Genomic DNA, 12,100 nt, shown 5'->3' on the forward strand with positions numbered 1-12,100 from the left:
CAGCCGGAAGGGGCCGGGCGCAGGGCCACCTGCCACGGGGTAGCCGCCGCCTCAGAGTCCTTTGAACAGGCGCACGAGGAAATCGACGAAGGCGCGCGTCTTGGGCGGAATCTGGCGCCGTCCCGGATGGACGGCGTAGAGCGCGATGTCGATGTCCGTCGAACTGACCAGATAATCGGGAAAGACGTCGATCAGGTCGCCGGCGTCGATGGCGCCTCGCACCATCGCCTCCTGCAGCACGACGAAGCCAAGGCCCTTGAGCGCGCTCGACATCAGCACGGCCGCGCTCGTGGTTTCGAGATTGCCGGACACCCGCACGGCCGTCGTCTCGCCGTCCTTGGTCAGCCGCCAGATATTGTCATAGTGCTGCGCCCGATAGATCAGGCAGTTGTGGCGCGCCAGATCCATCGGTGCCGCAGGCAGGCCGAAACGTTGGGCGTAGGACGGGGCACAGCACACCCGCCGCCTCCCGGAGCTCAACCGGCGGGCGACCAGCCCCGAATCTTCGAGATGACCGAGCCAGACGGCGACGTCCACCCCCTGCGCCACCAGATCCGCGCGCTCGTCCGTCAGGGTGACGTCGAGGGTCACTTCGGGGTGCTGTTCGAGAAACTGGGGCAGAGCGGGAACGATGAACTGGCTGCCCACGGAATTGCGCAGATGCACCGTCAGCCGCCCCTTGACGCTGCTCTGGTACGACGAGACTTCGCGCTTCACGTCGTCGAACTTCCGCAGGATCGGGCTGATGCACTCGCAGTATACGCGCCCGGCGTCGGTGAGCGATTGCTGGCGCGTGGTACGCCGCAGCAGCATGACGCCCAGCCTGTTTTCCAGACTGCTCACCTGACGGGCGATCGATGCGACCGAAACGTTCAGATCGCGCGCTGCCGCTGAGAAACTGCCGCATTCCACCACCTTGAGGAAGGTGCGATTCGTGCTCAACTCGTCCATGTTCCCGAAGCTCCCCTCTCCCCGCTTTGTTTTCAACGGGTTGGGCCGTACCGGGCAGCAAGCTGACATGAGTTTCCGCCGGTTCGCAATCCCTGCCGGCCGTCATTTGAACGCGCGGCGCAAAGATGGTCGTCGCATTGCGCCGATGCCCTCAAGGCCAACAATCGTTTACCTTGCGATCATGGGAGGGGTTCGACCATGCAAATCACGTTTGCAGACGCCCGCCGGCTGGCGGTCGAGGTGCTCACCACGCACGGCATGCCAGCCGATCATGCGGGCATCGTCGCGGATCATCTGATCGACGCCGCCGCGGCCGGTCATGCCTTCGCAGGTTTGCCCCGCATTCTCGCGCTGATCGGTCATCTGCGCGACCACCCCCCGGGAGGCGAAATCACGGTCCACCGGAAAGGCCCGCATTCCGCGATCATCGACGGGGGCGGCGTCAACGGCTACGTCACCTCGCTGATGGCTGTCGACGAGGCGATCGCCTTGGCGCGCGACACGGGGGTCGGCGTCGTCGGCGTCCGCAACACGTGGTTCAGCGGCCGGCTCGCCTATTATGTCGAGCGCGCCGCGCGGCAGGGGCTCATCGCCTTTCACACCGCGGACACGATGGCGCGGGTAGCGCCGTCCGGCGGCATCGACCGGATATTCGGGACCAATCCGATGGCCTTCGCCTTTCCGTGCCAAGGCGATCCGCTGGTGGTGGATTTCGGAACCGCCAAGGTGACGTGGGGAGAGGTTCTGTTGCGGCGCAAGCTCGGCCGGCCGCTCGAACCGGAGTCCGCCGTCGATGCCGCCGGTCTGTCGACGCAGGACCCGGCGGCGGCGCTGGCCGGCGCCTTCCTGCCATGGGGAGAGCACAGGGGATCGGGCCTTGCGCTGGTCGTTCAGGTGTTGGCTATCCTGTGCGGCGGCAAGATCGTCGCCGAGGACGTGGCGGACAGTGGCTTCTTCTTCCTGGTCATCGATCCGGAACTCCTCATGCCGCTGGAGCAGTTCCGCGCCGGCGTCGCGGATCTCGTGACCCGCATCGAGGCGTCGCGCCCGATGCCCGGTGTCGAGAGAGTCCGGGTGCCGGGCCGCACCAGCATCGGACGGCGGGCCGAGGCAGAGGCCCGGGGGACGATCGAGGTCGACGACGCAATCCACGAAACCTTGCTGGGCTTGTGCGCCAGGCCCCGCTCGTCGTGAGACGTGAAGGTGGTGTGACGCATCGGCAGCCGTTGCGCCTGCGCGCGGCAGCGGCGCCTTTTCCGAGGGAGGACGATTCCATGAAATCCGCCAGTTTCGTCGGCGCCGGGGATTTGCTGATCGGCAGATCAGACCCCCTTCACCTCATGCGCCACGTTGCCGACATCCTGCGATCCGCCGATATCACCTATCTGAACCTGGAGGGGCCGATTACCGACCGGGGCGAGAAGAACCCCGCGCTTGCGGGGATCGCCAACGCGATCCGTTCCGTGCCGGCGACGGCTTCCGCGCTGGCGCAGATGGGCGTGAACGTCGTCAGCCTGGCGAACAACCACACAATGGACTACGGGATCGAGGGGCTGGAGCAGTCGCTCGATCTATTGGACGCCAGCGGGATCGCCTATTGCGGGGGCGGTCGAAATCTCGCCCGGGCGCGCAAACCCGTCGTCCTTGAGGCAGGGGGCCTGCGTGTCGCGTTCCTGTCCTACACGTCGGTCTGCCCGCCGGTCTATGCGGCGACCGAAACCGGTCATGGGGCAGCGTTCGTGCGCATCAAGACGATGTACGAGGGCAACGTGCGGCTCATGCTGCAGCCCGGCAGCCCGATGGGCATCCGCACCACCGCCGTGCCGGAAGATCTGGCGCGCGTCCGGGAGGAAATCCGCGACGCGCGCCAGAGAGCCGACGCGCTCATCGTCGCGTGGCACTGGGGTGTGTCGGAGCGATGGGGCAAACTGGCCGACTATCAGCAGGAGTGCGGCCGGGCCGCGATCGATGCAGGCGCCGACATGGTGCTGGGCAACCATGCCCACATGCTCCAGGGCGTGGAGTTCCACGCCGGCAAGCCGATCTTCCACAGCCTGGGGAACTTCGCCTTCGACATGCGGCATCATTACTTCCGGCCGGAAAACCTGATCGTGAAATGCGATGTCACCCCGGAGGGGCTGAAGAACATCCGCATGGTGCCCGTGCTGAACAACGACGATTTGGAACCGCAGATCGCCACCGGACGAGACGGGCTGCGGATCGCCTTTCTGATGGAAGAGCTGTCTGCCGGGCTGAATGCCCAATTGCACTACGACCACGAGGAGATCACGGCGCCGCCGCTCGGCGGCTGATATCGGCGCCCCCGGCGTTCGGAAGTCGGCACTCAGCGGCAGCGAGGGGCTGCCATGAACCACCCCGAGCAAGCTGAGGAGACCACCCGGATAGCTTAATATTACCAAAATCGACGGTTTCAGTCATATCTTGCAACTAATAAAGTCAATATCGCAAGGTGGAGGAAGCCCCATGTCCCTGACCGGCCGGTTTGTGACCCACGAGGTGGACAATCAGCCCGTCGCGTTGCGCGACTACAACGTCTGGGCGAGCGATCTGGCGCTGCGCGAGGCGGTTGCGCGGGAGGGGGCCGGCTGGGCCGCCGATCATCTGAACGAGTATGGCCTGCTCGCCGGCGGCAGGCTCGTCGAGGCCGGCTTCGCCGCCAACGAGAACCGCCCCAGGCTCAAGCCCTTCGACGGATATGGCCGGCGCATCGACGAGGTCGCGTTTCACCCCGCTTATCACGAGCTGATGGCGGCGGCGATGAAGTACGGCATGAACGGCTTCGCCTGGCGCAACGCCAACCGCGCCGGCGCGCATGTCGCGCGCGCCGCGGTCATGTATGTCGGCTCGCAGGCCGATGCCGGCGTCGCCTGCCCGATGTCGATGACCCATGCGGCGATCCCCGCGCTGCGCCATGCGCCGAAGCTGGCCGAGAGGTGGATCCCGAAGCTCGTCTCCACGGAATACGACCCGCGCAGCGTGCCCATGGAACAGAAGACGGGCTGCACCATCGGTATGGGCATGACCGAGAAGCAGGGCGGCTCGGACGTGCGCGCCAACACCACCCGCGCCGTGCGGCAGGCCGATGGCACATATGAGCTTATCGGGCACAAATGGTTCTTCTCCGCGCCGATGTGCGACGCCCATCTGGTGCTGGCGCAGGCCGAGGGCGGCCTGAGCTGCTTCCTCGTTCCCCGCTTCCGCCCGGACGGCCGCCGCAACGCGGCTGCGATCCAGCGGCTCAAGGACAAGCTCGGGGACTGGTCGAACGCTTCCTCCGAGGTCGAGTTCCAGGGCGCCTACGGCGAACTGGTCGGCGAGGAAGGCCGCGGCATCGCCACCATTCTCGAGATGGTGGCGCTGACGCGCCTCGACTGCATGATCGGTTCCGCCTCGCAGATGCGGCAGGCCGTGGTCCAGGCCCTGCACCACACGCGCCAGCGCAAGGCGTTCGGCAAGCTGCTCGTCGACCAGCCGCTGATGCGCAACGTGCTCGCCGATCTGGCGCTGGAAAGCGAGGCAGCGATCGCGCTGACGCTACGCATCGCCCGCGCCATCGACCTCGCCGCGCAGAACGGACACGAGGCCGCCCTCGCCCGCATCGCCACCGCGATCGGCAAGTACTGGATCTGCAAGCGCACGCCCGCGCATGTCAATGAGGCGCAGGAGTGCCTCGGCGGCATCGGCTATGTCGAGGAGACGATGATGCCGCGCCTCTATCGGCAGGCGCCGCTGAACTCGATCTGGGAAGGGTCCGGCAACGTTCAGTGTCTCGACGTGCTGCGCGCGCTGCGCAAGGAGCCGGAAACCCGCGACGCACTTTTTGCCGAGCTTGCCGCAGCGAAGGGGGCCGACCGGCACTACGACGCCGAGTTCGCCCGGCTGCCGAAGGATTTCGACGATGTCGGAACGCTTGAATATCGCAGCCGCCACATCGTCGAACGCGCCGCGCTGATGCTGCAGGCCTCCGTGTTGCTGAGAAGCGGCCGGGACGCCGTAGCGGTCGCTTTCTGCCGCTCGCGGCTGGCGGGGGAACACGGGTTCGCCTTCGGAACCCTCGGTGCGGACGCACCTGTGGCGGAGCTGATCGAGCGCGCATCCGTCGCGACCTGATACGGATACCCCCGCCGCAACGCTTCTGCCGACGGCCGGCAAGCATCATAGTCGACATTGTCGATAATCTTAGATAGGCTCGATTTAGCCCGCTTGGCCGCGCGATCCGGGCGCGGGCAGCATGAGGAGGTCATGATGTCGGAGGCCAGGACATGAGCGGCTTTCCCTACGCCACCGCGCTCATCGTGGGCGCGGGCTCCGGCATCAGCGCTGCCGTCGCGCGGGCGCTCGCCGGCGAAGGCCTCAAGGTCGGGCTGGCGGCGCGCAATGTCGCCAAGCTCGATGCGCTCGCCGCCGAGATCGGCGGACAGACCTTCGCCGCCGACGCGGCCAACCCGGACAGCGTGGCACAGCTCTTCGCCAATGCGGACGCCAGCCTGGGGCCGCCCGACCTTGTCCTCTACAACGCCGGCGCCCGCGTGCGCGGTCCCATCGTCGATCTCGATCCGCAGGAGGTCCGAAAGGCCATCGAAGTCTCCGCCTTCGGCGGTTTCCTCGTGGTGCAGCAGGCGGCGAGACGCATGCTGGCGAACAAGCACGGCGCCATTCTGCTGACCGGCGCCACCGCCAGCGTGAAGGGGTTTGCGCTCTCGTCGAGCTTCGCCATCGGCAAGTTCGGCCTGCGCGGGCTGGCGCAAAGCGCGGCGCGCGAACTGGCGCCGCAAGGCATCCATGTGGCGCATTTCATCATCGACGGCGGCGTGCGCAGCGCCACCCGCCCCGATCCCGAGGCGAACCCGGACAGCACGCTTGATCCCGATGCGATCGCCCTTACCTATCTCAACGTGCTGCGCCAGCCACGCAGCGCCTGGACCTGGGAAGTCGAATTGCGGCCCTGGGTGGAAAACTTCTGAACCTGACGCGGATGGGACGTGGGGGACCATCCGCATCGCCCGCTCCGAACCGGAGGATAACCATCATGACTTCGCCCCCAACAGCACAGCGCGCACCGCATGCGCTTGAGACGATTTCCGCCAATCTCGGCTTCACCGAGCGCGGCAGTGAAAAACTGTACTCCTACACGTTCGAGCCACCCGAAGGCGTCCCCGCCACCAACGCGGTGACCAGGGCGCATACGGTGCCGATCGCGAATGCACGCCCCATTGCGAGCCAGTTCTCCCTGGATACGGAAGGCTTCGCGGTGGTCCCGCACCGCACGGCGGTCCGCGACTTCTGGGACGAGGCGCAGACGCTCGCGCTCGGCCATCCGGAAGCCGCGGAGATCGTGAAGGCGGCGACCGGCGCCGCACGCGTCGTCGTGTTCGACCACACCCTGCGGCGCCGGACGGGCGACGCCGACCGTGCGCGCAGCGCGCCGCGCCAGCCCGTCGCACGCGTGCATGCCGACCAGACCGTGCATTCCGGCCCCCAGCGGGTGCGCGAGATCATGGGCGAGGAGGCGGAGGCGCTGCTCACGCGCCGGGCCGCCATCATCAATGTCTGGCGCCCGGTCAGCCATGTCGCGCGCGACTGGCCGCTGGCGGTGGCCGATGCCCGCAGCATCGATCCCGACGATCTCCTGCCCTCCGACCTCATCTTCCCGCACCGCCGCGGCGAGACTTACGCGCTCGCGTACAATCCCACGCAGCAATGGTTTTACATTCCCGATCTCGATGTCGACGAAACCATCCTGATCAAGTGCTGGGATGCCGATGAAGCCGTCGCCCGTTTCGCGCCCCATACCGGCTTCGAGGATCCGACCACGCCGCCGGGGACGCTGCCGCGCGAGAGCATCGAGTTCCGCACCATCGCCTTCTTCGATTGAGGGATCAGGCGGCGTCGTCCTCGGACTGCACGCCCAGGCTCTCCAGCAAGGAGAGCCTGATTTCCCGTCGCTTATGATCGCGCTCCGGGTATTTCGGCGGCAGGTCGACGGCGATGTCCAGGGTCAGCCGTCCCGTGTCCAGCACGATGATGCGTTGGGCGAGATTGATCGCTTCGTCGACGTCGTGCGTGACGAGCAGAACCGCTGGCTTGTGGTGCGCGTAGAGACGTCGCAGAAGCACATGCATGCGCAGGCGCGTGAGGGCGTCGAGGGCTCCGAACGGCTCGTCGGCGAGCAGCAGTTGCGGCTGGCGTGCGAGCGAACGCGCCAGCGCGACGCGCTGCTGCTCTCCGCCGGAAAGCTCGCTCGGCCACGCCTTCTCCCGCCCCGCGAGACCCACCTCTTCAAGGATCGCCCGGGCGCGCCCGACCGGATCGGCGCCGCGCAGGCCGAACACGACATTCTCCAGTACCCGCTTCCACGGAAGCAGCCGCGCGTCCTGAAATGCGACGGAGATCTCCGCCGGCACCGTAAGCCGACCGGAGCCGGTAACGCCATGGTCGATCCGCGCGAGCGCCTTCAGGAAGGTGCTTTTACCGGAGCCGCTGCGCCCAAGCAGAGCAACGAATTCCCCTTGCCGGACATCGAGGTCGATGTTGTCGAGGATGACGCGCTCGCCGAAACGGCGGACCAGCTTGCGCACCCTGACCGCGGGAGAGGCGGTCAATCCGAGATCGTCTTGCGCCATTTCAGCACCCTCCTCTGAAGCGCCCTGACGATGCCGTCGGATGCAAGTCCGAGAAAGGCATACAGGACGAGGCCGACGATGATCACTTCCGTCTGGCCGTAGGTCCGCGCCAGCTCGATCATATAGCCGATGCCGCTCGTCGAGTTGATCTGCTCGACAACGACGAGGGCGAGCCAGGCCGCCGTCACCGCGAACCGCAGGCCGAGAAAGAAGCCCGGAAGCGATGCGGGCAGAACGACATGGCGGAGGAATTCCCATCTGCTGATGCCGAGAGTCTCGGACAATTCGACGTAGCGGCTGTCGATGGTGCGAAGCGCATCGTGTGTCTGCACGTAGATGGGAGCGAAAGTCACCAGCGCGATCGCTGTGACCTTCATGCCCTCGCCGATACCGAACCAGAGCATCAGCAGGGGGATCAGTGCGAGGCTCGGAATCGCGCGCTTGATGTGCACCGGGCCGTCGATGACGTATTCTCCGACCCGGCTCAGACCGGCGACGACGCCGAGAATGCCGCCGAACAGAATTCCCCAGAACAATCCCTGGCCGGCGCGCCAGGCCGACGTCGTCAGGTTGTCCTGAAGGCGCCCTTCCGCGAACAGCTCGCCGATGGTGGTGATAACGGTCCACGGCGCGGTCAAGGTGCGCTGGTCAATGAGCCCCGTCAGGGACCCCGTCATCCAGATGGCGAGCAACAGAACGGGGCCGATTGCCCAGCCATGGGTCAGCGCCGTGCCCGGGCTCAGGCGCCGGGCGCGGCCGCTTTCGTCGGCATTCCCGGCTTCCGCAGCAGCGCGTGCGACCTCGGAAGACGGATCGTCGACGAGGTGTTCGCCGAGGCGGTTGTCCTGAATTGAATGAATCGCTGACATCCGACACTCACTTTCGATGGCCGGAGCAGATCCCTGTCGGGATCTGCAACAACAGGGGAAGCGCGATCACTTGGCTTCTGCTTCACTTGGCTTCTGCTTCATTCGGCCTTGGCCGCGGCAGCACGCTTCACTGCCTCGTTGAAGCCCTCCGCGGCGAACGTCTCGTACCGGCGGTCGAAGATCTCCACGGCAGGAAAAGCGGTCTTGCCCGTTTCCTTCGCAAGCAGGTCGATCGTTGCCTGCTGGCGGGCGAGGACATCGTCCCAGTTCGCAGGAACGTCCGGATTGCCGCGGGACTTGGCGAGGAAGACGCCGTCGTCGGTTTTCAGGCCCTGATCCTTGACGTAGTAGCCCTGGACCCACTCGTCCTGATGGGTGTTGATCCAGTGCAGCGCACGGCCCCAGGCATTGACGTACTCGCGCAACGCCGCGGCCTTGGCCGGATCCTCCAGGGCCGAGGCCAGCACATAGATGTACTGGGGGTCGTCGCGCAGGCCGTGCAGGATCAGCTTCGCGCCGTCGGGCCCGTAATTGGCGAGGAAGCGTCGCTGATTGGCCTCGGCGATGGGCGCGGCATCGACCAGCTTGCTGGCCAGCGCATTCACGTACACATCGCCGGTGCTGGGGATCTCGACGAGTTGTACGTCGTCTTTCGTCAGTCCCGCCTTCTGGAGAATGCGCAAGACGAGCGCGCCCTGCGCCTGTCCGGGGCTGTAGGCGATTTTCTTGCCTCGAAGATCGTCGAGCGAGTTGATATCGGCCCCGGGCGCAGTTCCCAGCCGGTATATCGGATGATTCTCGGGATCGTGCCTGAAGCTTGCTGCGATGACCCGGACCTCGAGCCCCGTCCACTTGCCATGGATGGGCGGAATGTCCGCGACCGATCCACCGTCCAGCGCGTTGGCGCGGAAAGCCTCCAGCGTTCTCGGGCCGCCGCTGAAATTGGCCCACTTGATTTCGAACGGCAGCTTGTCGAGCTCGCCCGACAACTCCAGTGCCTTCTGCGTGACGGGATCGCCGATCGCAAGGACGGTGCCGGGCGGGATTTCCTCGGGCAGCGGGGCATCGAGCGCCAGCTTCTCCGCCGCGCCGGCGCCGGAGAGCGCCAACACCAGTGCCGATGACACTGCCAGCGTACGGCAAATGTCCCGAAAAATCAGGAATCCGCCGGACAGCTTCGTTTTTTCGGACCCTCGTTCCATTGACTGCTCTCCATTGTGTTGGTTGCCGGTTGCCGGACACGCGGAGCCCGTCGCATCCCGAAAAGAACCGCCACGCCATGCGGTTGCCCGATGGCGGGGGAGATAACCTCTTGGCTTGATACGCTCACGGAATGCTGCCACAATGTCAATATACAATCTATCGATTTTATAGGAATATATTTTTGATCGATGAGTCGCGGCGGCCTTCGTGTCGGCTGGCATCAGGCAGAAGTGGGGTTATGACATGGGTAGCAATTCCGAATTTCTCTGGTACATCCCGAACCAAGTCCAGCCGGGTCATCGCGGCGATCCGACGGTCGAGAATCACAACAGCCTCGACACGCTGACCGCTCACGCGAAGGCATTGGAGGAGCACGGCTGGAAAGGGGCGCTTCTGGGTACCGGCTGGGGCCGTCCGGACACTTTCACCGTCGCGACGGCGCTGACTGCCCGCACCACGACTTTCGAGCCGCTGATCGCGATCCGCCCCGGATACTGGCAGCCGGCGCATTTCGCTTCCGCTGCAGCCACGCTGGACCACCTGACGGGTGGGCGCGTGCGGTTCAATATCGTGTCCGGCAAGGATAACCTCGACGCCTACGGCGACAGCGAAGGAGACCCGGCGCACAGATATGACCGCACCAGGGAGTTCATCCGCCTCGTTCGCCGGTTGTGGACCGAGGAGAACGTCACCCATGAGGGGGAATTTTTCCGGGTTCGGAACGCGACGGTCGAGCCCCCCGTCACGGTGAGGGACGGACGGGTGCGCCCCCTGTTCTATTTCGGCGGCGCCTCGGCAGCAGCCGAACAGGTGGCGGCGACGGAGGCCGACATCCAGCTGTTCTGGGGGGAGCCGCTGGACGATATCCGCGAGCGGATCGGTCGGCTGAAGGAATTGAGCAGGAAGCTGGACCGCAACCTGCCGCCGCTGGAATTCGGCCTGCGGATTACGACAGTCGTCCGTGATACGGCGGAGCAAGCGTGGACCGATGCCGAGGCCAAGGTGGAGCAGCTCGCGAACAGCGCCGGCGTCGGGTGGCAGGACCATCGCCAGGCTGTCGCGGTGGGCCAACGGCGGTTGTTCGATCTTCAGGCGCGGGGCGAGGTGCTCGACGACAACCTCTACACCACGCCCGGGAAGTTCGGCGCGGGCGGGGCGGCAACGACGTGGCTCGTCGGCTCGGCGGCAGATGTCGCCCGTTCGCTGAACAAATACAGGGAGCTGGGCATCGGACATTTCGTGCTGTCCGATACGCCCTACCTGCCGGAGATCAGACGGCAAGGCGATCAGTTGCTGCCGTTGCTCGGAAATCAATGATCGCCACCGGCAGGCATCGGCGCAGCCGGCGGTTCCGGCGAAGGATCAGGCCGGCTCCGGCGGGCGGCGGATCGCCTTGGCCGCCTCCAGCACGAGGGGCTTCAGCCCCGCGCCGCCGGTATCGAGCAGCTCGAACAGCTGGCGGCGCATGCGCGGTTCCCAGAAATCGTTGATATGCGCCGCGAGCCCCGCCACCCCCTCCTCATGGGGCTTGGATTCCATGAACGTGGCGATCTGATTGGCCATGCGGGCGATCTTTTCGGTTGACACGGAGGGTCCTCTATTGCCGCTCGACGATGCGCTGACCGTGGCAGAATAGCTCGAAGCGATCCCGCCGGGCCAGCGCGACGAGGGTGATGCCGAGCTTCTCGGCCAATTGAACCGCGTCCGCCGTGGGTGCGGAGACGGCGATGAGCAGACCCGCACCCAGCGCCGCGACTTTCTGAATCAGGTCGATGGACACGCGCGAGGTCAGAAGGACGGCCCCCTCCGGCAGGAGCGCACGGCGGATCAGGTGGCCGGCAAGCTTGTCCAGCGCATTGTGCCGGCCGACGTCCTCACGCGCGGCGAGGATGCCGTCGGGCGTCCAGTAAGCCGCGCAATGGACGGCGTGGGTCCTGTCGTGCAGAGGCTGGTGGCCGGGCAGCGCGGCGATCGCGGCGCAGACCTCAGCCCGCGTCATGCGCAGCCGGCCGGGGGGAACCGGGGGCAGCTCGCGCAGGACCTCGTCGATGGAATCGAGCCCGCAGAGCCCGCAGCCCACCGGCCCGGCCATGGTGCGCCGGCGCGCGGCCAGCTTCACGCCGGCCTCGGGCGCGAGCCAGCATTGCACGTCGATGCCGCGCCTGCCCGGCACCACCTCCACCGAGGCGATCTGGTCGGGCCGGGCGATCCCCTCGGTCAGGGCGAAGCCGCAGGCGAAATCCTCAAGGTCGGCGGGCGTCGCCATCATCACCGCCTGCGCGGCGCCGTTGAACGACAGCGCCACCGCGCATTCCTCGGGCAGACGGCTCGCGCCGGCCACGGCTGCGACCGCCCCGTCGGCCCCGACCGAAAAGGCGACGCGCCTGCGATCCACGACACCCGACATGCCGGGCATCGCCAGCGTGTGCACCT

12 protein-coding genes are annotated in these 12,100 nt (G+C 66.3%); 6 read left to right on the forward strand and 6 right to left on the reverse strand.

The window, feature by feature from the left end; genetic code table 11:
- Window positions 1–51: 51 nt before the first annotated feature.
- Window positions 52–951, reverse strand: coding sequence for a LysR family transcriptional regulator (locus ACUSIJ_RS16680; RefSeq protein ID WP_449309544.1), 900 nt, complete (start codon window positions 949–951; stop codon window positions 52–54).
- Window positions 952–1,149: 198 nt separating this feature from the next.
- Between ACUSIJ_RS16680 and ACUSIJ_RS16685 the strand changes: the two genes are divergently transcribed.
- From ACUSIJ_RS16685 to ACUSIJ_RS16705, 5 genes are all read left to right on the forward strand, one after another.
- Entirely contained in the window at window positions 1,150–2,145 is a 996-nt protein-coding gene (locus ACUSIJ_RS16685) for an Ldh family oxidoreductase (RefSeq protein WP_449309545.1), read from the forward strand.
- Window positions 2,146–2,225: 80 nt separating this feature from the next.
- Complete coding sequence (locus tag ACUSIJ_RS16690) at window positions 2,226–3,263, forward strand: CapA family protein (RefSeq protein ID WP_449309546.1); 1,038 nt, start codon at window positions 2,226–2,228, stop codon at window positions 3,261–3,263.
- Window positions 3,264–3,435: 172 nt separating this feature from the next.
- Window positions 3,436–5,082 carry an isovaleryl-CoA dehydrogenase gene (locus ACUSIJ_RS16695; RefSeq protein ID WP_449309547.1) on the forward strand — a complete coding sequence of 549 codons (1,647 nt, stop codon included), beginning with the start codon at window positions 3,436–3,438 and terminating at the stop codon, window positions 5,080–5,082.
- Between the two features lie 152 nt (window positions 5,083–5,234).
- Window positions 5,235–5,936 (forward strand): SDR family NAD(P)-dependent oxidoreductase, encoded by a 702-nt coding sequence (locus ACUSIJ_RS16700; RefSeq protein ID WP_449309548.1) that lies wholly within the window; start codon window positions 5,235–5,237, stop codon window positions 5,934–5,936.
- A gap of 65 nt (window positions 5,937–6,001) precedes the next feature.
- Window positions 6,002–6,847, forward strand: coding sequence for a CmcJ/NvfI family oxidoreductase (locus ACUSIJ_RS16705; RefSeq protein WP_449309549.1), 846 nt, complete (start codon window positions 6,002–6,004; stop codon window positions 6,845–6,847).
- 4 nt (window positions 6,848–6,851) lie between these two features.
- On the opposite strand, the gene ACUSIJ_RS16710 is transcribed toward ACUSIJ_RS16705, so the two are convergent.
- The 3 genes from ACUSIJ_RS16710 to ACUSIJ_RS16720 all read right to left on the reverse strand — a co-directional run bounded on the left by ACUSIJ_RS16710 (window position 6,852) and on the right by ACUSIJ_RS16720 (window position 9,666).
- Window positions 6,852–7,595, reverse strand: a complete 744-nt coding sequence (locus tag ACUSIJ_RS16710; RefSeq protein WP_449309550.1) for an ABC transporter ATP-binding protein — start codon at window positions 7,593–7,595, stop codon at window positions 6,852–6,854.
- On the reverse strand, window positions 7,571–8,464 hold the full coding sequence (locus tag ACUSIJ_RS16715; protein WP_449309551.1) for an ABC transporter permease: 894 nt from the start codon (window positions 8,462–8,464) through the stop codon (window positions 7,571–7,573). The genes ACUSIJ_RS16710 and ACUSIJ_RS16715 overlap by 25 nt, the downstream gene beginning before the upstream one ends.
- A 98-nt stretch (window positions 8,465–8,562) precedes the next feature.
- Window positions 8,563–9,666 carry an ABC transporter substrate-binding protein gene (locus ACUSIJ_RS16720; protein WP_449309552.1) on the reverse strand — a complete coding sequence of 368 codons (1,104 nt, stop codon included), beginning with the start codon at window positions 9,664–9,666 and terminating at the stop codon, window positions 8,563–8,565.
- Window positions 9,667–9,910: 244 nt separating this feature from the next.
- Here ACUSIJ_RS16720 and ACUSIJ_RS16725 point away from each other — a divergent pair, with 244 nt between their 5' ends.
- Window positions 9,911–10,984 carry an LLM class flavin-dependent oxidoreductase gene (locus ACUSIJ_RS16725; RefSeq protein ID WP_449309553.1) on the forward strand — a complete coding sequence of 358 codons (1,074 nt, stop codon included), beginning with the start codon at window positions 9,911–9,913 and terminating at the stop codon, window positions 10,982–10,984.
- A 45-nt stretch (window positions 10,985–11,029) separates the two neighbouring features.
- Here ACUSIJ_RS16725 and ACUSIJ_RS16730 read toward each other — a convergent pair whose 3' ends face one another.
- Together ACUSIJ_RS16730 and fdhD are read right to left on the reverse strand one after the other, a co-directional pair.
- Window positions 11,030–11,254, reverse strand: coding sequence for a formate dehydrogenase subunit delta (locus tag ACUSIJ_RS16730; protein WP_449309554.1), 225 nt, complete (start codon window positions 11,252–11,254; stop codon window positions 11,030–11,032).
- Between the two features lie 10 nt (window positions 11,255–11,264).
- Window positions 11,265–12,083, reverse strand: coding sequence for a formate dehydrogenase accessory sulfurtransferase FdhD (gene fdhD, locus ACUSIJ_RS16735; protein ID WP_449309622.1), 819 nt, complete (start codon window positions 12,081–12,083; stop codon window positions 11,265–11,267).
- Window positions 12,084–12,100 lie beyond the last annotated feature (17 nt).

This window comes from Pseudochelatococcus sp. B33, assembly GCF_053570585.1.